30 protein-coding genes and 1 pseudogene are annotated in these 24,914 nt (G+C 62.0%); 24 read left to right on the forward strand and 7 right to left on the reverse strand.

Going from position 1 to position 24,914, the window contains the following annotated elements; all coding sequences use genetic code 11:
• Positions 1 to 9: 9 nt before the first annotated feature.
• Positions 10 to 1,221, forward strand: coding sequence for a DesA family fatty acid desaturase (locus RBA41_RS12200; protein WP_306624108.1), 1,212 nt, complete (start codon positions 10 to 12; stop codon positions 1,219 to 1,221).
• A gap of 128 nt (positions 1,222 to 1,349) precedes the next feature.
• Complete coding sequence (locus RBA41_RS12205; protein ID WP_306624110.1) at positions 1,350 to 1,838, forward strand: low molecular weight protein-tyrosine-phosphatase; 489 nt, start codon at positions 1,350 to 1,352, stop codon at positions 1,836 to 1,838.
• 73 nt (positions 1,839 to 1,911) lie between these two features.
• On the opposite strand, the gene rpmG is transcribed toward RBA41_RS12205, so the two are convergent.
• The 3 genes from rpmG to radC form a co-directional block, all read right to left on the reverse strand.
• Positions 1,912 to 2,082, reverse strand: coding sequence for a 50S ribosomal protein L33 (gene rpmG, locus RBA41_RS12210; RefSeq protein WP_197422130.1), 171 nt, complete (start codon positions 2,080 to 2,082; stop codon positions 1,912 to 1,914).
• A gap of 10 nt (positions 2,083 to 2,092) precedes the next feature.
• A complete protein-coding gene (rpmB, locus tag RBA41_RS12215) occupies positions 2,093 to 2,329 on the reverse strand; it encodes a 50S ribosomal protein L28 (protein WP_054264245.1) in 237 nt (78 codons plus the stop codon).
• A gap of 182 nt (positions 2,330 to 2,511) precedes the next feature.
• Positions 2,512 to 3,186, reverse strand: a complete 675-nt coding sequence (gene radC, locus RBA41_RS12220; protein ID WP_306624112.1) for a RadC family protein — start codon at positions 3,184 to 3,186, stop codon at positions 2,512 to 2,514.
• 199 nt (positions 3,187 to 3,385) lie between these two features.
• Here radC and RBA41_RS12225 point away from each other — a divergent pair, with 199 nt between their 5' ends.
• From RBA41_RS12225 to RBA41_RS12255, 7 genes are all read left to right on the forward strand, one after another.
• The gene (locus tag RBA41_RS12225; RefSeq protein WP_306624113.1) at positions 3,386 to 5,068 is read left to right on the forward strand and encodes a hypothetical protein; all 1,683 of its coding nucleotides are present in this window, start codon (positions 3,386 to 3,388) and stop codon (positions 5,066 to 5,068) included.
• Between the two features lie 102 nt (positions 5,069 to 5,170).
• On the forward strand, positions 5,171 to 5,626 hold the full coding sequence (locus tag RBA41_RS12230; RefSeq protein ID WP_306624115.1) for an FKBP-type peptidyl-prolyl cis-trans isomerase: 456 nt from the start codon (positions 5,171 to 5,173) through the stop codon (positions 5,624 to 5,626).
• A gap of 47 nt (positions 5,627 to 5,673) precedes the next feature.
• Entirely contained in the window at positions 5,674 to 6,621 is a 948-nt protein-coding gene (gene ispH, locus RBA41_RS12235) for a 4-hydroxy-3-methylbut-2-enyl diphosphate reductase (RefSeq protein ID WP_306624116.1), read from the forward strand.
• 280 nt (positions 6,622 to 6,901) lie between these two features.
• Positions 6,902 to 7,831, forward strand: a complete 930-nt coding sequence (locus RBA41_RS12240) for a branched-chain amino acid ABC transporter permease (protein ID WP_306624118.1) — start codon at positions 6,902 to 6,904, stop codon at positions 7,829 to 7,831.
• 21 nt (positions 7,832 to 7,852) lie between these two features.
• Positions 7,853 to 9,061, forward strand: a complete 1,209-nt coding sequence (locus tag RBA41_RS12245) for an ABC transporter permease subunit (RefSeq protein ID WP_306624120.1) — start codon at positions 7,853 to 7,855, stop codon at positions 9,059 to 9,061.
• A gap of 21 nt (positions 9,062 to 9,082) precedes the next feature.
• The gene (locus tag RBA41_RS12250; protein ID WP_099875497.1) at positions 9,083 to 9,856 is read left to right on the forward strand and encodes an ABC transporter ATP-binding protein; all 774 of its coding nucleotides are present in this window, start codon (positions 9,083 to 9,085) and stop codon (positions 9,854 to 9,856) included.
• A complete protein-coding gene (locus tag RBA41_RS12255) occupies positions 9,853 to 10,578 on the forward strand; it encodes an ABC transporter ATP-binding protein (protein WP_306624123.1) in 726 nt (241 codons plus the stop codon). Before RBA41_RS12250 ends, RBA41_RS12255 begins: the two co-directional genes overlap by 4 nt.
• Positions 10,579 to 10,680: 102 nt before the next feature.
• Here the strand turns inward: RBA41_RS12255 and phaP are convergent, their stop codons facing one another.
• Positions 10,681 to 11,247 carry a TIGR01841 family phasin gene (gene phaP / locus RBA41_RS12260; RefSeq protein WP_306624285.1) on the reverse strand — a complete coding sequence of 189 codons (567 nt, stop codon included), beginning with the start codon at positions 11,245 to 11,247 and terminating at the stop codon, positions 10,681 to 10,683.
• Positions 11,248 to 11,613: 366 nt separating this feature from the next.
• On the opposite strand from phaP, the gene RBA41_RS12265 reads away from it, so the two are divergent.
• From RBA41_RS12265 to pbpG, 3 genes are all read left to right on the forward strand, one after another.
• On the forward strand, positions 11,614 to 12,519 hold the full coding sequence (locus tag RBA41_RS12265; protein WP_306624125.1) for a DMT family transporter: 906 nt from the start codon (positions 11,614 to 11,616) through the stop codon (positions 12,517 to 12,519).
• 8 nt (positions 12,520 to 12,527) lie between these two features.
• Positions 12,528 to 13,223 (forward strand): nitroreductase, encoded by a 696-nt coding sequence (locus RBA41_RS12270; protein ID WP_306624127.1) that lies wholly within the window; start codon positions 12,528 to 12,530, stop codon positions 13,221 to 13,223.
• 153 nt (positions 13,224 to 13,376) lie between these two features.
• Positions 13,377 to 14,456, forward strand: a complete 1,080-nt coding sequence (gene pbpG, locus RBA41_RS12275) for a D-alanyl-D-alanine endopeptidase (protein ID WP_306624129.1) — start codon at positions 13,377 to 13,379, stop codon at positions 14,454 to 14,456.
• Between the two features lie 100 nt (positions 14,457 to 14,556).
• Here pbpG and RBA41_RS12280 read toward each other — a convergent pair whose 3' ends face one another.
• Positions 14,557 to 15,339, reverse strand: a complete 783-nt coding sequence (locus RBA41_RS12280; RefSeq protein WP_306624131.1) for an IclR family transcriptional regulator — start codon at positions 15,337 to 15,339, stop codon at positions 14,557 to 14,559.
• Positions 15,340 to 15,487: 148 nt separating this feature from the next.
• Between RBA41_RS12280 and RBA41_RS12285 the strand changes: the two genes are divergently transcribed.
• Positions 15,488 to 15,874, forward strand: a complete 387-nt coding sequence (locus RBA41_RS12285; protein ID WP_306624133.1) for a diacylglycerol kinase — start codon at positions 15,488 to 15,490, stop codon at positions 15,872 to 15,874.
• Positions 15,875 to 16,034: 160 nt separating this feature from the next.
• On the opposite strand, the gene RBA41_RS12290 is transcribed toward RBA41_RS12285, so the two are convergent.
• Positions 16,035 to 16,598 carry a TetR/AcrR family transcriptional regulator gene (locus RBA41_RS12290; protein WP_306624135.1) on the reverse strand — a complete coding sequence of 188 codons (564 nt, stop codon included), beginning with the start codon at positions 16,596 to 16,598 and terminating at the stop codon, positions 16,035 to 16,037.
• A 164-nt stretch (positions 16,599 to 16,762) separates the two neighbouring features.
• On the opposite strand from RBA41_RS12290, the gene RBA41_RS12295 reads away from it, so the two are divergent.
• The 6 genes and pseudogenes from RBA41_RS12295 to RBA41_RS12320 all read left to right on the forward strand — a co-directional run bounded on the left by RBA41_RS12295 (position 16,763) and on the right by RBA41_RS12320 (position 20,062).
• On the forward strand, positions 16,763 to 17,530 hold the full coding sequence (locus RBA41_RS12295; protein ID WP_306624137.1) for a YdhR family protein: 768 nt from the start codon (positions 16,763 to 16,765) through the stop codon (positions 17,528 to 17,530).
• 145 nt (positions 17,531 to 17,675) lie between these two features.
• The gene (locus RBA41_RS12300; protein WP_306624139.1) at positions 17,676 to 17,807 is read left to right on the forward strand and encodes a VOC family protein; all 132 of its coding nucleotides are present in this window, start codon (positions 17,676 to 17,678) and stop codon (positions 17,805 to 17,807) included.
• 21 nt (positions 17,808 to 17,828) lie between these two features.
• Positions 17,829 to 18,233, forward strand: a complete 405-nt coding sequence (locus tag RBA41_RS12305) for a VOC family protein (protein WP_306624141.1) — start codon at positions 17,829 to 17,831, stop codon at positions 18,231 to 18,233.
• Between the two features lie 123 nt (positions 18,234 to 18,356).
• Positions 18,357 to 18,494 (forward strand): annotated as a pseudogene (locus RBA41_RS12310) (alpha/beta hydrolase); the annotation flags it as partial.
• 43 nt (positions 18,495 to 18,537) lie between these two features.
• Positions 18,538 to 19,176, forward strand: coding sequence for a peroxiredoxin (locus tag RBA41_RS12315; protein ID WP_306624143.1), 639 nt, complete (start codon positions 18,538 to 18,540; stop codon positions 19,174 to 19,176).
• A 112-nt stretch (positions 19,177 to 19,288) separates the two neighbouring features.
• On the forward strand, positions 19,289 to 20,062 hold the full coding sequence (locus tag RBA41_RS12320; protein WP_306624145.1) for a sulfite exporter TauE/SafE family protein: 774 nt from the start codon (positions 19,289 to 19,291) through the stop codon (positions 20,060 to 20,062).
• On the opposite strand, the gene RBA41_RS12325 is transcribed toward RBA41_RS12320, so the two are convergent.
• On the reverse strand, positions 20,059 to 20,478 hold the full coding sequence (locus RBA41_RS12325) for a hypothetical protein (protein WP_306624147.1): 420 nt from the start codon (positions 20,476 to 20,478) through the stop codon (positions 20,059 to 20,061). The two genes, RBA41_RS12320 and RBA41_RS12325, sit on opposite strands and share 4 nt — an antisense overlap.
• 227 nt (positions 20,479 to 20,705) lie before the next feature.
• On the opposite strand from RBA41_RS12325, the gene cysT reads away from it, so the two are divergent.
• The 5 genes from cysT to RBA41_RS12350 all read left to right on the forward strand — a co-directional run bounded on the left by cysT (position 20,706) and on the right by RBA41_RS12350 (position 24,913).
• Complete coding sequence (cysT, locus tag RBA41_RS12330) at positions 20,706 to 21,557, forward strand: sulfate ABC transporter permease subunit CysT (RefSeq protein WP_306624149.1); 852 nt, start codon at positions 20,706 to 20,708, stop codon at positions 21,555 to 21,557.
• The gene (cysW, locus tag RBA41_RS12335; protein WP_306624151.1) at positions 21,554 to 22,498 is read left to right on the forward strand and encodes a sulfate ABC transporter permease subunit CysW; all 945 of its coding nucleotides are present in this window, start codon (positions 21,554 to 21,556) and stop codon (positions 22,496 to 22,498) included. Before cysT ends, cysW begins: the two co-directional genes overlap by 4 nt.
• The gene (locus RBA41_RS12340; RefSeq protein ID WP_099875513.1) at positions 22,495 to 23,568 is read left to right on the forward strand and encodes a sulfate/molybdate ABC transporter ATP-binding protein; all 1,074 of its coding nucleotides are present in this window, start codon (positions 22,495 to 22,497) and stop codon (positions 23,566 to 23,568) included. The genes cysW and RBA41_RS12340 overlap by 4 nt, the downstream gene beginning before the upstream one ends.
• Positions 23,565 to 24,506 carry a CysB family HTH-type transcriptional regulator gene (locus RBA41_RS12345; protein WP_306624153.1) on the forward strand — a complete coding sequence of 314 codons (942 nt, stop codon included), beginning with the start codon at positions 23,565 to 23,567 and terminating at the stop codon, positions 24,504 to 24,506. The genes RBA41_RS12340 and RBA41_RS12345 overlap by 4 nt, the downstream gene beginning before the upstream one ends.
• A gap of 131 nt (positions 24,507 to 24,637) precedes the next feature.
• Positions 24,638 to 24,913, forward strand: coding sequence for a hypothetical protein (locus tag RBA41_RS12350; RefSeq protein WP_306624155.1), 276 nt, complete (start codon positions 24,638 to 24,640; stop codon positions 24,911 to 24,913).
• Position 24,914: the final 1 nt, after the last annotated feature.

Here is a 24,914-nt window from a genome sequence, read left to right on the forward strand (position 1 = left end):
GGAGCGGTAATGACCTTGTTAAGCACCACCTTGAACGCTGTGCTCGATTTTATGACGACTGGCCTGGTTGGCCTGTCCGGCTGGGAAGTCGTGATTTACACGCTGATCGTGACACATATCACGATTGCCAGCGTCACCATCTATTTACACCGCCACCAGGCGCACCGCGCGCTGGACCTGCATCCGATTCCAAGTCATTTTTTCCGTTTCTGGCTGTGGCTGACCACCGGCCAGGTCACCAAGGAATGGGCCGCGATTCACCGCAAGCACCACGCCAAATGCGACACCGTGGAAGACCCGCACAGCCCTGTCACGCGCGGCATCCGCAAGGTCTTGTTTGAAGGCGCCGAGCTGTATCGCGCCGAATCGAAAAACCTGGAAACGCTGGAAAAGTACGGCCACGGTACGCCGACCGACTGGATCGAACGCAATCTGTACACCCGTTTCAGCTGGCAGGGCGTCGCTTCCCTGCTGGTGATTAACTTCGCGCTGTTCGGCGTGATCGGCGTGACGATCTGGGCGATCCAGATGGCCTGGATTCCCATCACCGCGGCCGGCATCATCAACGGCATTGGCCACTACTGGGGCTATCGCAATTACGACTGCTCCGATGCGGCCACCAACATCATCCCGTTCGGCATCCTGATCGGCGGCGAAGAGTTGCATAACAATCACCACACCTTTGCGACGTCGGCCAAGCTGTCGTCGAAATGGTATGAATTCGATATTGGCTGGTTCTATATCCGCGTGCTGGAAACCCTGGGCCTGGCCAAGGTGAAGAAAGTGGCGCCCAAGCCGGCGTTCGAACACGGCAAGACGGTCGCCGACCTCGATACCTTGCAGTCGGTGATCGCCAACCGCTATGACGTGATGGCGAAATACGCCAAATCGGTCAAGCAGGCGTGGGGAGAGGAGTTCGAGCACCTCAAGCACAAGGCCGAGCTGGAAGCGCGCTTCCTGAAGTCGTCGCGCAAGCTGTTGCAGCGCGAGCCGGGCAAGCTGGAAGATCCGCAGAAACAGCAGCTGGTTGAGTTGTTCCAGCACAGCAAGGCGCTGGAAACGATGCACCAGATGCGCGTGGAGCTGGGCGCGATCTGGGAACGTTCGCACTTCACGCGCGACCAGTTGCTGCAGCAGTTGCAGGACTGGTGCACCCGCGCCGAAGCGTCGGGCATCAAATCGCTGCAGGAATTTTCGATGCGGTTGCGTAGCTACGCATAACGCGCAACGTTTTTCTTTGGCCCCAAACTCAAAAACCGTCATTCCCGCGCAGGAATGACGGTTTTGACGTTTACGGCTATCGGTGACAAGCCCTGGCTATCTGCAATCATTCATCGTCGGAAAACTCAATGACCAAAAAAATCGCCATCCTGTTCATTTGCATGGCCAACTACTGCCGGTCCCCGACCGCCGAAGGGGTCTTCCGCAGCCGCGCCGCCGCCGCCGGCCTCGATCCATTCCTGCTGATCGATTCGGCCGCCACCTCCAATTGCCGCATCGGCCACGCGCCCGACCCGCGTTCGAGCGATCACGCCGCCCGCCGCGGCATCGACCTGAGCGGCCAGCGCGCGCGCCAGGTGACCCAGGCCGATTTCGAGAACTTCGATCATATCTACGCCATGGACCGCCAGAATCTGGCCATGCTCAAAACCGCCTGCCCGCCGCGCTTCCACCACAAACTCGGCCTGCTGATGGAATTTGCCACCCGCTCCGACTCGGACGTGGTGCCCGATCCGTACGGCGGCGACGTCGATGGTTTCGAACTGGTCCTCGACTATATCGAAGACGCGTCCGACGGCCTGCTTGCCAGCCTGCGCGAGCGCATCGGCAGGGGCTGACCGGGACCCGCAATACAAAAGAGCCGCGCACTTGCGTGGGCGGCTCTTTCGGTACTGAAATCGGGATCGCGGATTACTTGATCTTGGTTTCTTTGTACATCACGTGCTTGCGTGCTTTAGGATCGAACTTCATGATCTCCATTTTAGCAGGCATCGTGCGCTTGTTTTTATCGGTGGTGTAGAAGTGACCCGTACCTGCGGTCGATTCCAGCTTGATTTTGTCGCGGCCAGTTTTTGCCATGATAGCTCCCTAATTAAACTTTTTCGCCACGGGCACGCATGTCGACCAGCACGGCATCGATGCCGACTTTGTCGATTACGCGCAGACCGGCGTTGGACAGGCGCAGGGAGACCCAGCGGTTTTCCGATTCCACAAAAATACGACGGTTTTGCAGGTTAGGCAAAAAACGACGCTTCGTTTTGTTGTTAGCGTGGGAGACGTTGTTACCAACCATCGGGCCCTTGCCAGTTACTTGGCAAACACGTGCCATAGCGCACTCCTTGAATATATCCAAAATTGGAAAAACAAGAGTATAGCGTGAAAACCGCAGATGAATCAATGACTTGTGAAAAACAATTGTGTCTTATCGTGGAGTAAATTTAACAATTAGATGGTGCTACTGCTGAGAAACGGCCTTACCCTAACATCGCCCCTGCGCGCAGCCGGGCAAGCTCATAGCTGCCCATGCTCCGCAAACGAATGGACCTGATGGCCAGCCACCACAAAATGATCGAGCACGCGCACGTCGATCAGTGCCAGCGCCTGCACCAGCGCGCGGGTCAGCAGCAGATCGGCTTCGCTCGGATCCGGCGTGCCCGATGGGTGGTTGTGCGCAAGCAAAATGCTGGCCGCGTTGCGCGCCAGCGCCGCCTTCACCACTTCGCGCGGATGCACGCTGGTATGGGTCAGGGTGCCGCGGAACATTTCGTCGCAGGCAATCAGGCGATTTTTGACGTCCAGAAACAATACAAGGAAGGATTCATGCGCCTGGCGCCCCAGCTGCATGCGCAGGTATTGCCGCACCGCTTCCGGGGAGTTCAGCACCTCGCCGCTCTCCAGGCGCTCGCCGATGGCGCGCTGGGCCAGCTCCATCACCGCCTGCAATTGCGCGAACTTGGCCGGACCCAGTCCGTGCACCGTCGAGAACTGCACCAGGCTGGCGCCGAACAAGCCGTTGATCGAGCCGAAGCGCAGCAGCAGCTCGCGTCCCAGTTCGACCGCACTCTTGCCGCGCACGCCCACGCGCAGGAATACGGCCAGCAATTCCGGATCGGACAGCGCCGACGCTCCCTCGCTGATGAGCCGCTCGCGCGGTCGCTGCTGTTCGGGCCAGTCCTTGATCCCCATCGCGCCTCCGGTTTAATGTAAATGAGCAACATGAGAAACGTGGCAGGAATTACAATTGATGCTGTCAATGCCTTGCCGATGCATGACACGCCATTATCGGCGTGCTATTGCGGACGGTACTGATCCCGGCGTGAGAAGCGGCGGGAACCATATGGCGTGTGCCTGGCCGGAAAAATCATTGAACAGACAGGGAAGCGCGATGCGAACATGGGCAATCCGGGGAATCGTCCTGCTGGCAGGCGCTGCGCAAGCGGCCCCCGAGGCGCCGCCCAAACGCTGGGTAAGCGCCGACGACGTGCGTCTGCGCGCCCATCCCGGCGCGGATGGCAAGGTCCGGGCGATCCTGCTGCGCGGCACCGAGATGCGTCTCGACGGCAGCGCCCAGACCAACGGCTTTTGCCCGGCATCGGGCGCGGGCAACGCGGGCTACGTGGCGTGCGAGTTCCTCAGCGCCAAGCCGGTGGCGCGTTCGCAGGCCGGCGTGGATGGGGTGGACGCGGCGCAGCGCTGGGTGAGCGGCAGCGCGCTGACGCTGCGCGCGGCGCCGCTGCCCACCTCCGCCGCCGTGACCCGCCTGCCGCTCAACACCGTGGTCACGCTGGTGGGTGAAGATCGCGCCAGCGGCTACTGCGAAGTGCGCAGCGCCGCCGCGGCCGGCTACACGGCCTGCCGCTACCTGACGCGCACGCCGGTGATACTTGCCAGTGTGCAGGGCCACAGGATCTACACGACCGACCCTTTGCCCGCCGATTACGACCCTGAACGCGTGTTCTGGCTGCAACCGAGCTGGAGTGCCCTGGAGCAGTACGCGGATTACCTCAAGAAACGGTTTCCCAAGCTTCCCCAGCAGGGGCCATTCCCGCGCAACGAGGCGCTGGAGCGGATGAAGGCGCACCTCGCTTTGGGCGTGCATGGCCGCAAACCCGCCCCCTATCCAAGCTGGTCGTCCCTGCAGCGCATCGCCCTGCAACACGCCGCCATGAGCAAGGAAACCAGCCGCTTGCAGGCGCAAGGCAAGACCGATGCGCCAGCGCTGCGAACGCGCGAGCAACAAAGCCGGGAAATCGCCGCCAACCTCAGGCAGTCGCTCGGGCTCTGGAGCGAGCTGCACCTTGCCGACGAGAGCGATGGCGCGGGCCGCCTTGCCGCCCTGATCGGGGCGCTGGCGTTTACCGAGGTGCAGCCTTCGCTGTTCCGTACCGACGAGCAGATCGCACCACCCGACGCGAGCGCCGAGCAAGCCAGCGGCCGTTTCGGCATCGTGTTCCGGCAACTGGTCAACCCGCGCCCCAAGCCGGCGCCGCAGGCCGGCGACGACAATGCGCCGGGCCTGTACGACATGCTCAGCCGCACCGATGCCCTGGTGCGTTCGGTGCAGCGCGTCCAGCTGTACCGCGACGGCCAACTGCGCGCGCTGCCGAGCGTGCTGCGCAAGACCGAGACCTTGTGGCGCTATGCCGACGAACCCGAGTGCGAGGGCTGGACGCCCGGTTTCGCCTTCGGCGACGCCGACGCCGGCCCCTGGCGCTTCTTTGGCGACACCGCCGCCGCCAACAGAAAAACCGGCCTCAATCCACCCGGCAGCCTGTTCGCCTTCTACACCACGGTCGACCTGCCGCGCGGCCCGGCCGCCCGCACGGAAGCGAGCATGACGCTCGACCGTGCCAAGACGGGCTTTATCCGCGGCACGCATTTGTACTACGACCTCGACGCCGACGGCATTGCCGACCTGGCCGTGTGGGAAGGGGAGGGCAAAGGCCCGGGCCATCTGGACGGCCCCACGACGACCGACGACCGCTGGTACCGCCTGGTGCTGGTCAACATCAACGGTCGCTGGAAGTTGCTCGGCAGCGACAACTTCGGCTACGGCTGCGGCTGCTGAACAGGCCGCACTTTCTCGCCTTCCCGCAATCAAATGCGGGCAGGCGAGGCCGTTTCGACCACCGTGGCTTACAATGGCGCTTTGCACGCCTCAATGAATACCATGTCCACTACTTCCCCCGCCGTCGTCACCGAATCGGCCTACCTGACACTGCATTACCGCCTGGCCACCGCTGACGGCACCGATCTCATCACCACTTTCGCCGGCAACCCGGCCACCCTGATGATGGGCAGCGGCCAGCTCGCGCCCTTCCTCGAAACCTGCCTGATGGGCCTGCCGGAAGGCACGCACCAGACGTTCCAGCTGGCCCCGGCGCAAGCCTTCGGCGAGCGCAACCCGGAACTGGTGCGCGACGTGTCGCGCGCCACCCTGGACGAGAACTCGGCCCCCGGCGCCGACTACAAGGTGGGCGACCTGGTCGACTTCGCCGCGCCCGGCGGCGGCCGCTTTGCCGGCGTGCTGCGCCAGTTCGGCGACGCTGTGGTGACGTTCGACTTCAACCATCCGCTGGCTGGCCAGTCGCTGCAATTCGAAGTTCGGTTGATTTCCGTGCTTTAATTGCTGTTGTATATATAACTGTTGTATAAATAATACAGAGGCTCATCATGGACAGCGAAATTCTCCTGGCCCAGCCGCGCGGTTTCTGCGCCGGCGTCGACCGCGCAATCGAAATCGTCGAACGCGCCCTGCAACAATTCGGTGCGCCGATCTATGTGCGCCACGAAATCGTGCACAACGCCTACGTGGTCGAGGACTTGCGCAGCAAGGGCGCGATCTTCATCGAGGAACTCGACGATGTCCCGCCGGGTAACACCCTGGTGTTTTCCGCCCATGGCGTGTCGAAGGCGGTGCGCGCCGAAGCCGAAGCGCGCGGCCTGACCATTTTTGACGCGACCTGTCCGCTGGTGACCAAGGTGCACGTCGAGGTGGCCAAGATGCGGCGCCAGGGCTGCGAAATCGTCATGATCGGCCACGACGGCCATCCGGAAGTCGAAGGCACCATGGGCCAGACGGAAGAGGGCATGCACCTGGTCGAAACGGTGGCCGACGTGGCCAATCTGGAAGTCAAGACCCCGGACCACCTCGCCTACGTGTCGCAGACCACCTTGTCGGTGGACGATACGGCCGACATCATCGCCGCGCTCAAGGAAAAGTTCCCGAACATCATCGAGCCGAAGAAGGGCGATATCTGCTACGCCACCACCAACCGCCAGGAAGCGGTCAAGTTCATGGCGCCCCAGGTCGACGTGGTGATCGTCGTCGGCAGTCCCAACAGCTCGAACTCGAACCGCCTGCGCGAAGTGGCGGAAAAGAAGGGCACGCCGGCCTACATGGTCGACAACGCTTCCCAGATCGATCCCCAATGGCTGGTCGGCAAGCTGCGCATCGGCGTCACGGCCGGCGCCTCGGCCCCGGAAGTGCTGGTCCAGGCCGTCATCGACCGCCTCAAGGAACTGGGCGCGCGCAGCGTGCGCGCACTCGATGGCGTGGAAGAGCATGTCACCTTCCCCCTGCCCAAGGGACTCGACGGCGTCAAGGCCGGGCTCGCATAACCCAGGACATGGCCCTTTGTCAAAATTAAATTCGGAACACGTGTGATTTTCCGATATTAGTTTTTTCTAAACCTCGTTATGATGACGACGCTCGGATTTTTTGTCATCGGGACGTCATGTTCGTTCTGATGACGCACGGTTGCAGCAAAGACATGAAAAACCGCCATTCCCGTGGCCCGGGGAGGCGGCGTTTGTGAATCGGCGGCGTGAGGCCAGGAGCGGCACTGCGGGGGTTTCCCCGGGTGCCGTTTTTGTTAGAACGAAATAAAATGAGGTCATCATGGATACCTTTATCCAACAAATTATCAACGGCCTTGTGCTCGGCAGCATGTACGCCCTGGTTGCGCTGGGCTATACCATGGTGTACGGGGTGCTCAACCTCATTAACTTTGCCCACGGCGACGTGCTGATGATCGGCGCCATGGTCGGCTTGTCCATCCTCAAGGGGCTGGAAATCGTGGCGCCCGGCTTGCCCGGCTATGTGAACCTGGCCATTGCCATCGCCGGCGCCATTCCGGTGTGCATGATCGTCAATGTCCTCATCGAACGGGTCGCTTACCGGCGCCTGCGCAACGCCCCCCGCCTCGCCCCCCTGATTACCGCCATCGGCATTTCCACCCTGCTCACCACGTTCTCGATGATGATCTGGGGCCGCAGCCCGCTATCGTTCCCGCAACTGCTCTCGAGCGAGCCGCTGCATATCGGCGGCGCCGTGATTTCCCAGACCCAGGTGCTGTTGCTGGCGCTGGCGGCCATGTCGATGGGCGCGCTGGTGCTGCTGGTCGAAAAAACCAAACTCGGACGCGCCATGCGCGCCACCGCCGAAAATCCCCGCGTGGCCGGGCTGATGGGCGTCGATTCGAACAAGGTCATCGTGGCCACCTTCGCCATCGGCGCGGCGCTGGCCGCCGTGGCCGGCGTGATGTGGGGCGCCAACTATTCCTCGATCCAGTTCGCGATGGGCTTCCTGCCCGGCCTGAAAGCCTTCTCGGCCGCGGTACTGGGCGGCATCGGCAATATTTACGGCGCCATGATCGGCGGCATCCTGCTCGGCCTGATCGAAGCGCTCGGCGCCGGCTACATCGGCGACCTGACCGGCGGCTTCCTGGGCAGCCATTACCAGGATATCTTCGCTTTCGTGGTCCTGATTATCGTACTCACGATCCGGCCCTCCGGCATCATGGGCGAACGCGTTGCCGACCGCGCCTGACCGGAACAGAAAAGGAACATCATGGCTCTGCTCTCATTCGACCTTGAAAACCATCCGCGCCAGGCCCGCATCAGCATGGTCGCGCTGCTGCTGACCTTGCTGATCTTCCCCTTCGTTGCCCAGCACTTCGGCAACTCGTGGGTGCGCATCATCGACATGGCCCTGCTCTACATCATGCTGGCGCTGGGATTGAACATCGTGGTCGGTTTCGCCGGCCTGCTCGACCTCGGCTACATCGCGTTCTTTGCCGTCGGCGCCTACATGACGGGCCTGTTGGCCTCGCCGCAATTTGCCGCGCTGCTCGAATCGGTGGTCAACCAGTATCCGGTGTTCGGGGAATGGCTGGTCGCGATCATGGGGCCGGAAATCAAGGAAACCGGGATTCACCTGTCGGTCTGGCTGATCGTGCCGCTGGCGGCGGCCACGGCCGGTTTCTTCGGCGCCCTGCTCGGCGCCCCCACGCTCAAGCTGCGCGGCGACTACCTGGCCATCGTGACCCTCGGTTTCGGCGAGATCATCCGCATTTTCATGAACAACCTGAACGACCCGATCAACTTCACCAACGGTCCGCAGGGCATCAACCTGATCGATCCGATCCGCATTTTCGGCGTCTCGCTCGCTGGCGAACCGGGCTCGAAGGCGACCGTCTTCATCGGCAGCTACGGCATGCCGTCAGTGAACGCTTACTATTTCCTGTTCCTGTTCCTGTGCATCGCCATCGTGTTCGTCACCACGCGCCTGCAGCACTCGCGCCTGGGCCGCGCCTGGGTGGCGATCCGCGAAGATGAAATCGCCGCCAAGGCCATGGGCATCAACACCCGCAACGTCAAGCTGCTCGCGTTTACCATGGGCGCCTCGTTCGGCGGCGTGGCCGGCGCCATGTTTGCCTCGTTCCAGGGCTTCGTGTCCCCGGAATCGTTCTCGCTGACCGAATCGATCGCCGTGCTGGCGATGGTGGTGCTGGGCGGTATCGGCCACATTCCCGGCGTGATCATGGGCGGCGTGCTGCTTGCGGCCTTGCCGGAAGTGCTGCGCCACGTGGTCGAACCGCTGCAGATGACCCTGTTCGGCAAGGTGCTGATCGAAGCGGAAGTGCTGCGCCAGCTGCTGTACGGCCTGGCGATGGTGCTGATCATGCTGAACCGTCCGGCCGGCCTGTGGCCCGCTCCCAAGCACGAAGACCGGCCCGAGGCCGCCAACACCAACAAAACCGGCGAGTTGCCGGCCTGATGGCGGCGTAAGGAGTTCCAGATGAGCGAACAAGTCATTCTCAATATTTCCGGCGTCAACAAGCGCTTTGGCGGTTTGCAAGCGCTGACCAACGTCGGCATCAAGATCATGCGCGGCCAGATTTACGGCCTGATCGGTCCGAACGGCGCCGGCAAGACCACCTTTTTCAATGTCATTACCGGACTGTACCAGCCCGACACGGGCACCTTCGAGCTGGCCGGCAAGCCCTATTCGCCGTCGGCCCCGCATGCGGTGGCCAAGGCCGGGATCGCCCGTACCTTCCAGAACATCCGCCTGTTCGGCGAGATGACGGCGCTGGAAAACGTGATGGTCGGCTGCCACGTGCGCACCCATCAGGGCGTGTTCGGCGCCGTGTTCCGGCACAAGGCGGCGCGCCTGGAAGAAGCGGCGATCCGCGCCCGGGCCCAGGAGCTGCTCGATTTCGTGGGGATCGGCGCCTACGCCAAACGCACCTCGAAATTCCTGTCCTACGGCGACCAGCGCCGCCTCGAAATCGCGCGCGCGCTGGCGACCGAGCCGCAACTGCTGGCGCTGGACGAACCGGCCGCGGGCATGAACGCGACCGAAAAACTGGCGCTGCGCGAGTTGCTCATCAAGATCAAGCAGGAAGGCAAGACCGTGCTGCTGATCGAGCACGACGTCAAGCTGATGATGGGCTTGTGCGACCGCATCACCGTGCTCGAATACGGCAAACCGATCGCGGAAGGCTTACCGGCCGACATACAGAAAAATCCGGCAGTGATTGAAGCCTACCTGGGAGGTGCTCACGCATGAGCGACAATATTCTGAGAATCCAGGGCTTGAAGGTGGCGTATGGCGGCATCAAGGCCGTCAAGGGCATCGACCTGGAAGTGAACAAGGGTGAGCTGGTGACCCTGATCGGCGCCAATGGCGCCGGCAAGACCACCACCTTGAAAGCGATCACCGGCACCTTGCCGGACTGCAAGGTCGAAGGCGTGATCAGCTATATGGGCCAGTCGCTCAAGGGCAGCAAGTCGTTCGAGCTGGTGCAGAAAAAACTGGCCATGGTGCCGGAAGGGCGGGGCGTGTTTACGCGCATGTCGATCCATGAAAACCTGCTGATGGGCGCCTACACGCGCGGCGACAAGGCCGGCATCGAAGCCGATGTGGAGAAGTGGTTCTCGGTGTTTCCGCGCCTCAAAGAGCGTGCGGCGCAGATGGCGGGCACCCTGTCGGGCGGCGAGCAGCAGATGCTGGCGATGGCGCGCGCCTTGATGAGCCACCCGAACCTGTTGCTGCTCGATGAGCCATCGATGGGCCTGGCGCCGATCATGGTGGAAAAGATTTTCGAAGTGATCCGCGACGTGCACAAGCAGGGCATCACGGTGCTGCTGGTGGAGCAGAACGCCAAGCTGGCGCTGGAAGCGGCCAACCGCGGCTATGTGATGGATTCGGGCGCGATCACCATGAGCGGCAATGCGCAGGACATGCTGCACGATCCGCGCGTGAAGGCGGCGTACCTGGGCGAAGAGTAAGGGAGGAGCGCCTGACGTTGTTGCGGCGCCCCGTGCGCGGCGGCGATGGCCATAAAAAAACCCCGCAACGCGGGGTTTTTCACTTCAGCAGCACAGCACCAATTAACGCTTGGTGGTGCGTGCGGCAGCGTTCTGTGCAGCCTGGGTGAACTGCGATACGGCTGCGTTCACATTGGTTTCCATGGCTTCTTTGGCTTGCTTGGCGGTCTTGGTCAGCTGTTCGTAGCCAGCGTTGGCATTGCCGATCGATGCCTTGATGGCGGCGACGACGTTTTCCGAACCGGCCGGCGCATTCTTGCTCACTTCGTCAACCAGCGAAATCACCTTGCGGTTGGTTTCGGCGATCTGGAACTCGGCAGCCTTGCTGAACTCAGCCTGGGTGCCGGTGGCAATGGCGGCCAGCTGGCGGCTGTACGACATGGCTTTTTCGGCGTTCGGCTGGGCCTGGGCGGCGGTCAGCGAGAAAAATTCTTGTGGATCCTTGGCCGACAGCAGTTGCTTGGTAGCGATCGACGACTCTTCCAACGTTGCCTTGGCAGCGGTGATGTTCAGCTCGACCAGCTTTTCAATGCTTTCAAACGCTTTCGACGTCAGCGACGAATACAGCGCGAACTGCGATTCAAAGTTAGCTTTGGTGGCGTTCGAAAACTGCTCAGGGATTGCAAACATATATATTCTCCAAATATTGATTAATAGTATTGTTGATAAATGCTGCGTTGAACCGGTGAGGCAGAAAAACCTGTCAAGCCAAGGCTGAACAATAGGATTGTGCAGCGCAACAAAGACCATTTTAATGATTTTTGGAGCAGTGTCAAGCGAATCTTGTGCAGTGCACAAATTTGAGGTCGCGGGAAGAAACAGCTGGCCGGGGAGCTGAAAATGCGCCGCCGCGCATGCCTTCAAGCGGCCTCGTGTCATAGACAAAATGGGCCTTGATAACATGGCAATGGCGCGCATGCTAGACTCGCTGCTCGCGCAGTCCAACCTCTTGATGCGGCGCCTTGACGTTTTGGCGTCGATGGCAACCATTGATATATGTCAAACGAAGCTTTAAAAAATGCTGCGCCGCGCCACAGTGTGCCCTGGCTCTCGCCAATGCCGGTGTTTTTCGTCCTATTGTGGAGTACAGGCTTCATTGTCGCGAAGTTCGGCTTGCCCTATGCGCCGCCGCTGACCTTCCTGCTGCTGCGCTGTGTTGCCGTGCTGGTGGTCTTGCTGCCGATCGTCCTGATCTGGAAAGCGCCCTGGCCCAGGGGCAGCATCGGCCATATCGCCGTGGCCGGTCTGCTGCTGCAGGCCGGCTACCTGGGCGGCGTCTGGTGCGCGATCAAGCTCGGCATGCCGGCCGGGGTCACCGCCCTGATCGTCGGCATGCAACCGATCCTCACCGCCGCTTGCGCGCCCCTGATCGGCGAAACGGTGCGTCCGCGCCAGTGGCTGGGCCTGCTGTTCGGCCTGACTGGCGTGGCCCTGGTGGTGTATGCCAAGATCACCCTGGTCGGCCTGTCGGGGCTGGCGATCGGTTTCAGCGTCATGGCGCTGCTGTCGATCACGGCGGGAACGATGTACCAGAAGCATTTCTGCCCGCGCTTCGATTTGCGCACCGGCACCGTGATCCAGTTCGCGTCCACGGTGGCGGTGTTGCTGCCGGTCGCCATTCTGTTCGAGGGACTCGATCCCGGCCTGAGCCGCATCGCATGGACGCCGCGTTTCGTGGCTGCGTGGATGTGGTCGGTGTTTGCGCTGTCGATCGGCGCCATCTTCCTGCTGTTTCAGTTAATCCGCCGCAGCGATGCGACCCAGGTGACCAGCCTGCTGTACCTGACGCCGCCGACCACGGCCATCATGGCCTGGCTGATGTTCGGCGAAGCCTTCAGCTGGCTGGGCGTGGCCGGCATGGTGGTGGCGGTCATCGGTGTGGTGTGTGTCGTTAAAAAATAGGAGAAGCAATGTTGGTAAGTAAAGAACAAGCAATCGTGGACGCCGCCATCGGCTCGCGCCGCTCGATCCGTGCCTTCCTGCCGACCCCGGTCGCGCGCGAAGATATCGAGCAGATCCTGGAAGTGAGCGCTCGCGCGCCGTCCGGCACCAATATCCAGCCATGGAAGGTCACCGTACTGACCGGGCAAGCCAAGGACAGGCTGGCCGACGCGATCCTGGCCGTGCATAACGATCCCGCGCTCGCCAGACAGCATGTGGAAGAGTATCCCTACTATCCGCGCGAATGGACTTCGCCCTACATCGAGCGGCGCCGCAAGGTGGGTCTGGACCTGTATTCGCTGCTCGGCCTGGAGCGCGACAACAAGGCCGGCATGCACGCCCAGTTCGGCCGCAATTACCGCTTCTTCGATGCGCCGGTGGGATTGATTTTCACCATCGACCGGGTGCTGGAGCAGGGCTCCTGGCTCGATTACGGCATGTTCCTGGAAAACATCATGGTGGCCGCGCGCGGCCGCGGCCTCGACACCTGCCCGCAGGCGGCCTTCACCCCGTACCACCGCGTTATCGCCGAACATCTTCAGCTGCCCCCCACCGAGATGCTGGTATGCGGCATGGCACTGGGCTACGCCGATCCGGACAAGATCGAGAACACCCTGGTGACGGCGCGCGAACCGGTGGCAAGCTTTGTTCGCTTTATGGAATAAACGCGTACACTGTGTCCATGCAAGAAGCGGCCTGGCTACGCAATGTTGTAGCTCAGCACAAGACTTCCTCCGAATGTCAAATTCGCTTGCGATTGCTGAGCACTTTGCTAGACTTCAGCGATACAAGGTCAGCTCGCTTCAAAGGATTTTCAGATGTATAAGTTAGTGTTGAGCGCCATCGCTTCCCTGCTGTTAGTTTTCACGCCGCCGGTGGAAGCCAAGGTCAAGGCCAAGGCCAGGGCCGAGCGCACCGCCAGCGCGGGCAAGGCCAAGAAGCACGTCGTGGTCAAGTCGCGCGTGCAGCGCCGCGAGATCGCATTGCGTCCGATGGCCGAAAGCCGCAACACGATGGTGCGCCGCACGGTCATGGTCCGTGGCAAACGCAAGGTGGTGTACCAGCGCGTGATTGTTGCCGCCTCGCTGCCCGAACGGGTACGCCAGAGCGCGGGCGATCTGGCCGGCCTGAACCAGACACGCGACCCGCTCGACCTCAAGTCCAACGTCGCGTTCGTGCTGGACCAGAACAATGCCGAGGTATTGTTCGAGAAGAACGCCAATATCGCCTTGCCGATCGCTTCGATCACCAAGCTGATGACGGGTCTGATCGTGGTGGAGGCCAGGCAAGACCTGGACGAGGTCCTGACCATCACCGAGGACGATGTCGACCACGAAAAATTCACCAGTTCGCGCCTGCGCGTCGGGTCGCAGATGACGCGCGCCAACCTGCTGCATATTTCGCTGATGAGCTCGGAGAACCGCGCCGCGGCCGCGCTGGCGCGCAATTATCCGGGTGGGGTGGCGGGATTTGTCGCGGCCATGAATGCCAAGGCCTACCAGCTGGGAATGAACGATACGCGCTATGTCGATTCGAGCGGGCTATCGAGCCGCAATGTCGCCAGCGCCCGCGATCTGGCCAAGCTGGCCATGTCCGCTTATAACGAACCGCTGCTGCGCCAGTATTCGACCGATCCGAAATCGACGGTCGATGCGGGCGGCCGGCTGATGCATTACAACAATACCAATTATCTGGTGGCGATGCCGGATTGGGATATCGGTTTGCAGAAGACCGGGTTTATTAATGAAGCGGGGCGCTGCCTGGTGATGCAGACCGTGATTCAGGGCCGCGCGGTGATCATGGTGTTCCTCGATTCCAAGGGCAAGCAATCGCGCACGGCCGATGCCGGGCGGATGCGGCGCTGGCTGGAAGCGTTACGGCCGCCGGGGCTGACTTAAGTGTGACTTATTTAGTACTACAACATCTTAAACCGTCATTTCTGCCATTGGCAGAAATGACTTCCCGCCTGCGCGGGAATGACGGACTTGAGGAAGACGCTTAAACCGCCGGCCCGGTATACCCCAGCGTCGCCGAAATCTGGCTCGCCGTCGTCACCAGATCCTCCAGCCATTCCTCCTGCAAGCGGTCAGCCGGCGCCGATATCGACAAGCCCGCAATCAGCTTGCCCGAATCGTCATGGATGCCCGCCGCCATGCAGCGCACGCCCAGTTCCAGCTCTTCGTTATCGCGCGCATAGCCGCGCGACCTGACCAGGCTCAATTCGCGTTCCAGCTTGCTCAAATCGGTAATCGAATTCTTGTTATGCCCCGCCAGCCCGGTGCGGGTGGCGTACGCCCTGATCGCCTTGGGCTCGTCCACCGACAAAAACAGCTTCCCGGTCGAGGTCAGATGCAGCGGGCCGCGGCCGCCGATCGCGCGCACCACCTGCATGCCGGAGCGCTCCGAAAACGCGCGGTCGATATATACGATCTCATCGCCCTGGCGCACCGACAGATTGATGGTCTGCTGGGTCTTCTTGTGCAGCGAGCGCATGAAGTCGAGCGCCGCTTCGCGCACCGACAGCCGGCTCTTGACCACATTGCCCAGTTCCAGCAAGCGCATGCCAAGGCGATAGGTCCCCGGTTCGACCCGGTCCACGAAGCGCGTGATGACCATGTCATTGAGAATCCGGTGCGCCGTCGAGGGATGCAGTCCGGATACCTTGGACAATTCTTTCAGACTCACAGGATCGGTATAGTTGGCCAGCGCGTCGAGCAGGGCCACCATGCGCTCGATCACCTGAATCGAGGTTTTGGGCGCGTCAACGGTGTCGATTTTCATGATGTGGTTGGTGCAGTGCAGTATATGTCCTTACTTTATACCACAATGTGAAAAGGATTGGCAATTTCCCTGAGACGCGCCGCAAAGATGGCGCATCGGCGGCGGGGCGGGGCATAATGTGCATTACCTGTTATTTTGAAGAGTATCCATGACCCAGCCTGTCAGTGATTTTAAAAGTAAAAGCGGCTTCAAGCGCATTCTGGCGGCGACCAGCTACTCGATCGACGGTTTCAAATCCGCCTGGGCATCCGAACACGCTTTCCGCCAGGAACTGATGGTCGTGGTGGTCGGCGCCATCGTCGCCCTGGTGCTGCCGGTGTCGGCTTTCCAGAAACTGTTCCTGATTGCCGTGCTGGTGCTGGTGCTGATCGTCGAACTGATCAACTCGGCCATCGAGGCCGTGGTCGACCGCGTCTCGCTCGAACGCCATCCGCTGTCGAAGAACGCCAAGGATTTCGGCAGCGCCGCCGTCATGCTGGCGGTCCTGATCGCCATCGCCGCCTGGACCGTGGTGCTGTTCAACCGCTTCTACTAGTTGTAACGACCTGCATTTGAAACGGGGCCGACCAGCATTCCAGCCGATTCTCGGCCGGGAATAACTGCGGCTGAAGGCCCCATCAAACCAGCATTAGCTGCAAATGAACCTGCATTCATCCACCTCGACCTGCTACAGTACGGTTATCCGCGCGCGGTGCCTACAGCGCCAAGTCGTTCACGATGCACGAAGGTCCCGCCGCCGCGATGGCCGCGGTCGCTATGGCACTGACAAGCTCGTCGATGGCCGCCTGGCTGCGCATGGCACGGGCAAGGTTCAGGCCGCCGATTAGGACACCGAGCATCGCCCATGCCCTCGCGCGTGCCGCGGCGTGGTCCTCGGCCTGCAGGCCGCGAGCGACGATGTCGACAATCACATTCATCTTTTCTTCGAACACAGTCTGCATGGCCGAGTCCGCACGGACAAGCTCTGGCGTCAGGGAGGCCATCGCGCACCCGCATTCGAGGTCTTCCCGGTGGGCCTTGCCCATGTAGTAATCGACAAACGCCTTCAGCCAACCGGCGCCGAACTCACGCTGATAGTACGGAATACCGCTGATCACTTCGTCAAGTCCGACACCGAGCGCGACCTCGAAGGCGCCGATCTTCGAGCCGAAGTGCGCGTAGAAGGCTCCCGACGTGACGCCCGCCCCCTTTGCCAGCGCATCCACACCGACACCGGCAAAGCCGTGCTTGCGGAAACCGCGACTGATCGCCTCGGTCACTCTGAACCGCGTTTCGTCCTTGTTTACACCTTTATGTCGCATCGCATCCCTCAATGAATATATCGATCGCTATTTAGCGATTGACAATATAACGATCGTTATTTAATATCCGCATCAACGATCGTTATGTAGCGATCGTTATTTTAACTTAACAGAGAGCCCGTATGCCTATGAAAATTCGCATGGTGTCCGTGAACAGCACGTTCAAGCTAGCCGCCGTCACCGTCCTCGCGACGGTTTTCGGCGCCTTCAATGCCGCCGCCCAAACTACCCCCATTCAACAGGAGAAAAGCATGACCCACAAAGCGTATGTCTATACTGAACTACAACTTTCCATCCCGTTCGAAAACGTGCCGTGGAAGCGCATCAACGACAGCATCAAGAAGCAGCCGGGCTTCATCAACAAGACCTGGCTTGCGGGCGTCGGCAACCATTCCGCAGGGGGACTGTATGCCTTTGATACGATCGACAACGCGCAGAAGTTCGTGACGGGCTACTTTCCGGAAGAAGCACGCAGTTTTGGCGTCGCACAAACGACACGGGTATTCGACGCCGCAGCGACCGAAGCGGCGAGCCGGGAAATGAACTCGGTTCACTATGATGGCAAGATCGACGTCAAGCCCGGCGCCTACGTCTATACGGAAGTGCAGCTGCATGCCATCCCCTTCGACCAGGCTGTGCCCTGGCGCAAACTCAATCCGGTCCTGAAGCGCCAGCCAGGCCTGTTGTCGAAGACCTGGCTGTCCGGTGTGCATAGCGGAACCCCAGGAGGGCTGTACGCGTTCGACACGGTCGAGAATGCCCGCAAGTTCGCGGTGGACTACTTCCCGACGGAGGCGAGCGCTCTGAACGCCGCTTTCTACACCCGAATATTTGATGCGAACGTGACCGAAATCGCGAGCCGGGACATGCACTCGCCGTACTACCGCTAGCCAACTGCAGGTGAAGCCCAGCCTGTGCGCGGGGCTTCTTTTACGCTTACCCATACCGCCAAAGATTGGAGGAACACATGTCGCTCGCCCGCGGGAGGGCGCCGCCGACTATCACAGTCAATTCAGCGCCGGCGTCCCAGGCCGCATGTTGCACACAATGCTAAGGGTGCGGGACGTGGACGTCTCGCCCGATTTCTACCAGCGCATTTGCGGCATGCGGCTGTTGCGGCGCATGGACTTCAGCGAGGGACGATTCACGCTGGCCTTCGTCGGCTAGGGCGAGGAGAACGACAGCACGGTGCTGGAGCTCACGCACAACTGCGACCAGCGTGAATATGCAATAGGAACCGCATGTGGGCATATTGCGATCGGCGTAGCAGATACATTCGCTGCCACGCAGGACGCAGCGGCCGCCAGGCTTCGCACACCGCTGCAGGTCCAACTGCACCTGACACCGGCACTGGAAGCGGGCTACCAGACGGGCGAGAAGCCTGTCATGGCCGCGCTGGTGGAAACCGTGCTGTCTCGCCAGCTAGACGATCTGGAGCCGACCCTGACCCGCCACGGGTACGGGCTGAAGGACATGGTCGAACAGTTCGACGCCAAGCCGGCGGAAATCCGTGCGCTGTTCAACAACAAGCTCGAACCGGCGCGCACTGCGGAGCTGCGCGACCGGATGCTTGCCGCTGGCCTGCCCATCTGATTCTGCCCATGAAATTCAAACAATTTACGATCGCGTCCTGCTTTTCGTCCTTCATGCTGCCGCTCGACTGCCCTGGCATATTAATCAGCAGCGCCAACGATCCGTGGATGAGCGCGCCGCTGGCGCAGCGAACTGATCGAGGAGGGCAGGCTGGGACACATCAATGCGGACTCGGGCCTGGGCGACTGGCGCGCCGGCCAACAATATTTGCAGCGGCTGGCCGAATTGGCGCACAATAGGTTGCTGGCCTTTTCGCCATGATTGACATCCGCCTACTACTTTTGACGAACGATTGGAGATCACAATGAGTTTACGTTTGGGCGATACCGCTCCGGATTTCGAGCAGGATTCTTCGCTGGGAACGATCAAGTTTCACGAATGGGCAGGCGACTCCTGGGTGGTGCTGTTTTCGCACCCGGCCGACTTTACGCCCGTCTGCACCACCGAGCTCGGCCTCACCGCCAGGCTCAAACCTGAATTCGACAAGCGCAACGTGAAAGCCATCGCCCTGTCGGTCGATCCGGCCGAACTGCACAAAACCTGGATCAAGGATATCGAAGAGACGCAAAAAACCGTGGTGGGCTTCCCCATCATCGCCGATGCCGATAAAAAAGTGGCATCCCTGTACGACATGATCCACCCCGAACAGTCGGCCACGGCCACGGTGCGTTCGCTGTTCGTGATCGACCCCAAGAAAAAGATCCGCCTGTCGATCACCTATCCGATGAGCACCGGGCGCAACTTCGATGAAGTGCTGCGCGTCATCGACGCCCTGCAGCTGACCGATGCCTACACCGTGGCCACGCCCGGCAACTGGCGCGATGGGGACGATGTCATCATCCCGCTGAGCGTGCAGGATCCTGAACTGATCAAGCAAAAGTATCCGAAAGGCTACACGGCCGAGCGTGCTTATCTGCGCGTCACGCCCCAGCCGAACAAGTAAAGCCGGCCGCCGCGCGTGCCTTGCGCGGCGAAACGCATAAGCAAATAAGCTTTCCGTTGTTTGAATAACGGCCGAGTCCCTATACCCTTGCGGGTATTCTAGGGACTCATCCATGCAACTTACGTACATCATTTCAGGTTTCGGGGTCGGCCTGCTGGTCGGCATGACCGGCGTCGGCGGCGGATCCCTCATGACTCCGCTGCTGACCTTGCTGTTCGGCGTGTCGCCTTCGGTCGCCGTCGGCACCGACCTCGCTTTTGCCTCGATCACCAAAGCGGCCGGTACCTTCACCCACCGCCTGCGCGGTACCGTGCGCTGGGATATCGTGCGCCACCTCTGCTTCGGCGCCTTGCCGGCCGCCGTGGTCACTACCCTGGCGCTCAAGCAATTCGGCGCCCTGGACAAGGACATCGGCCAGATCATCCGTTACTCGATCGCCGGCTCGGTCATGCTGACCGTGGTTGCGCTGCTATTCAAAGGCAAGATGCTGGCCTGGGTCAACGCCAAGCCCGGGCGCCAGCTGCAGGGCAGGCCGCTGGCGGCCGCCACCATCTTTTCCGGCGCGGTGCTCGGCGTGCTGGTCACGGTCTCGTCGATCGGCGCCGGCGCCATTGGCGCCACCTTGCTCGTCATGCTGTATCCACGCTTGAGTGCGGCCGAAGTGGCCGGCACCGATATCGCCTACGCCGTGCCGCTGACCGCGATTGCCGCCTTCGGCCACTGGTGGCTGGGCTCGATCGACTGGGCCCTGCTCGCCATGCTGCTGATCGGCTCGCTGCCGGGCATTACCCTCGGTTCCTGGGTGGCCAAGTCGGTGCCGGAAGGCTTCCTGCGCGCCTTGCTGGCGACCACCCTGACCCTGGTGGCAGCCAAACTGATCTATTAATCCATGTCCGGACCGCTCTTGCACGGCCACGCCTGCGCCACGCGCGCGCGCAGGGCCGGGTCGGCGGCGACGATCGGGGCCAGCCAGCGCAGCACCGCCGCCGCTTCGTGGCGCAGTTCGGTCCACAGCGCAAACTCGCAGTTCAGCGCCGCGTTGACATACACCCGCACCAGCAGCTCGCGCTCGACCGGTGCCGCCTGCGTGGCGGCGCCCAGGCGCACGTAGGCCGCCACCAGCGCCTGCATGTCGCCGCCGCGCGGCAGCATCGGCGCCGGATCGCACACCTGCGCCCAGACGTGAAAGATGGCGCGCAGCGCCGGCGGCACCCGGACACTGAGCAACGCGTCCGGTGCCCGGCAACTGCCTGCCGCAGCCCGCGCCCCGGAACTCACCTGCAAACGGTCATGTAGGTCCATGCTTCCTCCTGGTCTGTGTCAGTCAGACCGCGCCGGCCCTCACCGGGTTCAGCCGTTCTGGATGGCGTTTGCGTCCGCTCAAACCGCGCATGTCCATGGACTGGCGAACCCGTCGGCCAAATCCTAATAGCCAATCGATCTATGCAAATAAGAAATCCTTCGTTTGCGTTATGAGGTTCAAGTGCGATTATTCCCGCCTATTAGACGATTTTGTAATAAGAGGCCCCATGTCCGCCGTCCATCCCCTTCCGAGAAAAGCGCCGCGCCGGGTCCTGCCCGGCTTCGGGCTGACCCTCGGGTTCACCGTTTTTTATCTCTGCCTGATCGTCCTGATCCCGCTGTCGTCGGTCTTTCTCAAGACCTTCGCCATGACCTGGGAAGCGTTCTGGGAGGTGGTCGCGTCGGAGCAGGCGGTGGCCTCGTATCGCTTGAGCTTCGGCGCTTCCTTCGTTGCGGCGCTGATCAACACGGTCTTCGGCGGCATCGTCGCGTGGGTGCTGGTGCGCTACGAGTTCCCGGGCAAGCGCTTCATGGACGCCCTGGTCGACCTGCCGTTCGCCCTGCCCACCGCGGTGGCCGGCATCACCTTGACCGCGCTGTACTCGAGCAATGGCTGGATCGGCAAGTACTTCACCGAACTTGGCATCAAGGTCTCGTACACGCCGCTCGGCGTGGTGGTCGCGCTCACCTTCATCGGCCTGCCTTTTGTGGTGCGCACGGTGCAGCCGGTGCTGGAAGACCTGGAAAAGGAACTCGAGGAAGCCGCCGCCAGCCTGGGCGCCAACGCCTGGCAAACCTTCACGCGCGTGGTGTTCCCGGCCGTGATGCCGGCCGTGCTGACCGGCTTCGCGCTCTCGTTCGCGCGCGCCACCGGTGAATTCGGCTCGGTCATTTTCATCGCCGGCAACCAGCCGATGATTTCCGAGATCACGCCGCTGCTCATCTACATCAAGCTCGAAGCGTACAACTACGCCGGCGCCACCGCCATCGCCGTGGTGATGCTGCTGGCCTCCTTTGCGCTGCTGTTGGCCATCAATCTGCTACAGGCGTGGACCCGCGCCAGGACGGGGAAAAAATGAGCACCGTGTTCAACCAGGCGGCGTCGCCCGCCGGCAAAGGCGCCGCGCCCAAGCGCCGCTCGCTCAGGGACTGGTTCCTGCGCCGCTCGCACCCGCTCGAACCGGTCTGGGTCAGCCTGCTGCTCAAGCTGGTCGCCTTTGCGTTCCTGACCCTGTTCCTGTTCATTCCGCTGGCCGCCGTGTTTGCGGAAGCGTTCAAGAAGGGCATCGAGGTCTACGTGGCGGCCATCACCGACCCGGACGCCATCGCCGCCATCAAGCTGACCCTGATCGTCGCCTTCATCTCGGTGCCGTTCAACCTGGTGTTCGGGGTGTGCGCGGCCTGGTGCATCGCCAAGTTCGAGTTCCGCGGCAAAGCCATTTTGCTCACCCTGATCGACTTGCCGTTTTCGGTCTCGCCGGTGATCGCGGGCCTGATCTATGTGCTCATGTTCGGCGCCCAGGGCTGGTTCGGCGGCTGGCTCGCCGCCAACGACATCAAGATCCTGTTCGCGGTGCCGGGCATCGTGCTGGCCACCGTCTTCATCACCTTCCCGTTCGTGGCGCGCGAACTGATTCCGCTGATGCAGTCGCAGGGCAACGAGGAAGAAGAGGCCGCGCTGGTACTGGGCGCCTCCGGCTGGAACACCTTCTGGCGCGTGACGCTGCCGAACATCAAATGGGGCCTGCTGTACGGCGTGATCCTGTGTAATGCCCGCGCGATGGGCGAGTTCGGCGCGGTGTCGGTGGTGTCGGGCCACATCCGCGGCGAGACCACCACCATGCCGCTGCACGTGGAAATCCTCTACAACGAATACAACTTCGCGGCCGCCTTTGCCGTCGCCTCGCTGCTGGCAATGCTGGCGCTGGTGACCCTGGCGATCAAAACCTTTGTCGAATGGCGTTTGCGCGAAACGATCGCGTTTCACGCCGAAGCACGCAACATGGAGCACGGATCATGACGATCGAAGTCAGTAATATCAACAAGCGGTTCGGTGACTTTGTCGCCCTCGACAACGTGTCGCTGCAGTTCCCTTCGGGCGAACTGACCGCGCTGCTCGGCCCTTCCGGCTGCGGCAAGACGACGCTGCTGCGCATCATCGCGGGCCTCGAGCATCCGGACAGCGGGCGCGTGCTGCTCGACGGCCAGGATGCGTCGGACCGCCACGTGCGCGAGCGCCAGGTCGGCTTCGTGTTCCAGCATTACGCGCTGTTCAAGCACATGACCGTGTTCGAGAACGTCGCCTTCGGGCTGCGCGTCAAGCCGCGCAAGGACCGTCCGAACGAACAGCAGATCCGCCACAAGGTGCAGCAGCTGCTCGAACTGGTGCAGCTCGACTGGCTGGCCGACCGCCATCCGCCGCAGCTCTCGGGCGGGCAGCGTCAGCGCATTGCGCTGGCGCGCGCGCTGGCGGTGGAACCGCGCGTGCTGCTGCTCGACGAGCCGTTCGGCGCGCTCGACGCCAAGGTGCGCAAGGAACTGCGGCGCTGGCTGCGCCGCCTGCACGACGACCTGCACGTGACCAGCATCTTCGTCACCCACGACCAGGAAGAAGCGCTGGAAGTGTCGGACCAGGTGGTGTTGATGAACAAGGGCCGGGTCGAGCAGCTCGGTTCTCCCGAGCAGGTGTACAACAATCCGGCTTCGCCGTTCGTGTACGGCTTCCTCGGCAATGTGAACCTGTTCCATGGACGCGTGAACGACGGCATCATGGCCAGCGGCGACGCCAGTTTTTCGGTACCGGGCAATGCGTCGGCCACCAACGGGCAGGGGATCGCCTATGTGCGCCCGCACGATCTTGACATCGACCGCTACACGCCGGGCGCCGAGGGCATCGTCGTCAAGCTGCGCCGCGCGCATGCCATCGGTCCGCTGGCGCAGCTCGACCTGGAGCGCGCCGACAATGCCGAATTGATCGAAGCGGTGATCCCCAACGAGCGGTACCGCCAGTTGCAGCTGAAGGAAGGCGAAACCCTGGTGGTGCGTCCGCGCCGGATGCAGGTGTTCGTCGACCAGGGAGCGGCGATATGAATTTCCAACAACTGCGCTCCATCCGCGAAGCGGCCCGGCGCGGCTACAACCTGACCGAGGTCGCCAATGCGCTGTTTACGTCGCAGCCGGGCGTGAGCCGCCAGATCCGCGAACTCGAAGACGAACTTGGCGTGGTGATCTTCGAGCGCAACGGCAAGCGCCTGACCGGGCTGACCGATCCGGGCAAGGGCATCTTGAAGATCATCGACCGCCTGCTGGTGGAGGCCGAGAACCTGCAGCAGGCCAGCATGGAATACGCGGGCCAGAACAGCGGCACGCTGACCATTGCCGCGACCCACACCCAGGCGCGCTATGCCTTGCCGAAGGTGGTGCAGTCGTTCCGCAACGATTTTCCGGACGTGCGCATCGCGCTGCAGCAGAGCGCTCCCGATCATATCGCCGAGTGGGTCCTGTCGGGCAAGGCCGATATCGGCATCGCCACCGAAGGCTTGTCGCAGTTCCCCGACCTGGTGTCGTTCCCGTGCTACCGCTGGAGCCACCTGATCGTGGTGCCGGACGGTCATCCGCTGCTCAATTGTTCGCCGATCCGGCTGGAAGACCTGGCCGGGTATCCGCTCATTACCTACGATGTGGGCTTCACGGGGCGCGGGCATATCGATGCGGCGTTCGCCAAGGCCGGGGTGCGCACCGACATCGTGCTCACGGCGATGGATTCGGACGTCATCAAGCAGTATGTGAGCCTGGGGATGGGCGTGGGGATCGTGGCCTCGATGGCGTTCGATCACGGCCGCGACAAGGGGTTGCGCGCGGTCGAAGCGTCGCATCTGTTCGCGCCCAACGTGACGCGGCTGGCGGTGCGGCGCGGCGCCTATCTGCGCGCGTATGCGTATCACTTCATCGAGCAGTTCGCGCCGGATGTGTCGCGCGCCGACATCGAGCGCGCGCTGGACGCCGACGCCCCGCGCGAAGTGATGTAGCGCGGGAACGACGAGTTACTGATCGCTTGCAAATGCGAATGATTCTCGTTTATACTTGATTTCAGCAAGCCATCCACCCCACGCATAGCCCGCCGCCGTTGCCAGCCACTGCATACCGTCAAGGAAGCATCGTGCCGAGCAAACATCCACAGAATCCAGGCGAACCTTGCCAGCATGTGACGATCGCCGACAGCACCATCGGCCACGTCAGCATCTGCCCCGAGTGCAGCGTATTGCACCTGTCGTTGAACCATGTCTCGGTGCGCTTCACGCCGGAAGCGTTCCGCGCGCTGTCCGGCATGGTCGGCGACGCCCAGGCGCGGCTCGACCACGTAGCCCAGTCCAATGCCGCCGCCGCCGCTGCCGCCGTCATCGACGAAGCGCGCCACGGCCCCAAGCTGCACTAAG

It is taken from the genome of Massilia scottii (genome assembly GCF_030846495.1).
Classification (GTDB): Bacteria; Pseudomonadota; Gammaproteobacteria; order Burkholderiales; family Burkholderiaceae_D; genus Telluria_A; species Telluria_A violaceinigra.

What these genes read in the sequence shown, in the direction of transcription:
- RBA41_RS12320 (WP_306624145.1), top strand. Translation starts at nt 19,289, where the DNA reads ATGCAACTTACGTACATCATTTCAGGTTTCGGGGTCGGCCTGCTGGTC.
- RBA41_RS12265 (WP_306624125.1), top strand. Translation starts at nt 11,614, where the DNA reads ATGTCAAACGAAGCTTTAAAAAATGCTGCGCCGCGCCACAGTGTGCCC.
- RBA41_RS12280 (WP_306624131.1), bottom strand. Translation starts at nt 15,339, where the DNA reads ATGAAAATCGACACCGTTGACGCGCCCAAAACCTCGATTCAGGTGATC.
- pbpG (WP_306624129.1), top strand. Translation starts at nt 13,377, where the DNA reads ATGTATAAGTTAGTGTTGAGCGCCATCGCTTCCCTGCTGTTAGTTTTC.
- RBA41_RS12300 (WP_306624139.1), top strand. Translation starts at nt 17,676, where the DNA reads ATGTTGCACACAATGCTAAGGGTGCGGGACGTGGACGTCTCGCCCGAT.
- RBA41_RS12250 (WP_099875497.1), top strand. Translation starts at nt 9,083, where the DNA reads ATGAGCGAACAAGTCATTCTCAATATTTCCGGCGTCAACAAGCGCTTT.
- RBA41_RS12295 (WP_306624137.1), top strand. Translation starts at nt 16,763, where the DNA reads ATGCCTATGAAAATTCGCATGGTGTCCGTGAACAGCACGTTCAAGCTA.
- rpmB (WP_054264245.1), bottom strand. Translation starts at nt 2,329, where the DNA reads ATGGCACGTGTTTGCCAAGTAACTGGCAAGGGCCCGATGGTTGGTAAC.
- RBA41_RS12270 (WP_306624127.1), top strand. Translation starts at nt 12,528, where the DNA reads ATGTTGGTAAGTAAAGAACAAGCAATCGTGGACGCCGCCATCGGCTCG.
- phaP (WP_306624285.1), bottom strand. Translation starts at nt 11,247, where the DNA reads ATGTTTGCAATCCCTGAGCAGTTTTCGAACGCCACCAAAGCTAACTTT.
- RBA41_RS12255 (WP_306624123.1), top strand. Translation starts at nt 9,853, where the DNA reads ATGAGCGACAATATTCTGAGAATCCAGGGCTTGAAGGTGGCGTATGGC.
- RBA41_RS12285 (WP_306624133.1), top strand. Translation starts at nt 15,488, where the DNA reads ATGACCCAGCCTGTCAGTGATTTTAAAAGTAAAAGCGGCTTCAAGCGC.
- RBA41_RS12200 (WP_306624108.1), top strand. Translation starts at nt 10, where the DNA reads ATGACCTTGTTAAGCACCACCTTGAACGCTGTGCTCGATTTTATGACG.
- RBA41_RS12205 (WP_306624110.1), top strand. Translation starts at nt 1,350, where the DNA reads ATGACCAAAAAAATCGCCATCCTGTTCATTTGCATGGCCAACTACTGC.
- radC (WP_306624112.1), bottom strand. Translation starts at nt 3,186, where the DNA reads ATGGGGATCAAGGACTGGCCCGAACAGCAGCGACCGCGCGAGCGGCTC.
- RBA41_RS12230 (WP_306624115.1), top strand. Translation starts at nt 5,171, where the DNA reads ATGTCCACTACTTCCCCCGCCGTCGTCACCGAATCGGCCTACCTGACA.
- RBA41_RS12240 (WP_306624118.1), top strand. Translation starts at nt 6,902, where the DNA reads ATGGATACCTTTATCCAACAAATTATCAACGGCCTTGTGCTCGGCAGC.
- RBA41_RS12345 (WP_306624153.1), top strand. Translation starts at nt 23,565, where the DNA reads ATGAATTTCCAACAACTGCGCTCCATCCGCGAAGCGGCCCGGCGCGGC.
- RBA41_RS12315 (WP_306624143.1), top strand. Translation starts at nt 18,538, where the DNA reads ATGAGTTTACGTTTGGGCGATACCGCTCCGGATTTCGAGCAGGATTCT.
- cysW (WP_306624151.1), top strand. Translation starts at nt 21,554, where the DNA reads ATGAGCACCGTGTTCAACCAGGCGGCGTCGCCCGCCGGCAAAGGCGCC.
- cysT (WP_306624149.1), top strand. Translation starts at nt 20,706, where the DNA reads ATGTCCGCCGTCCATCCCCTTCCGAGAAAAGCGCCGCGCCGGGTCCTG.
- RBA41_RS12340 (WP_099875513.1), top strand. Translation starts at nt 22,495, where the DNA reads ATGACGATCGAAGTCAGTAATATCAACAAGCGGTTCGGTGACTTTGTC.
- ispH (WP_306624116.1), top strand. Translation starts at nt 5,674, where the DNA reads ATGGACAGCGAAATTCTCCTGGCCCAGCCGCGCGGTTTCTGCGCCGGC.
- RBA41_RS12325 (WP_306624147.1), bottom strand. Translation starts at nt 20,478, where the DNA reads ATGGACCTACATGACCGTTTGCAGGTGAGTTCCGGGGCGCGGGCTGCG.
- RBA41_RS12225 (WP_306624113.1), top strand. Translation starts at nt 3,386, where the DNA reads ATGCGAACATGGGCAATCCGGGGAATCGTCCTGCTGGCAGGCGCTGCG.
- RBA41_RS12245 (WP_306624120.1), top strand. Translation starts at nt 7,853, where the DNA reads ATGGCTCTGCTCTCATTCGACCTTGAAAACCATCCGCGCCAGGCCCGC.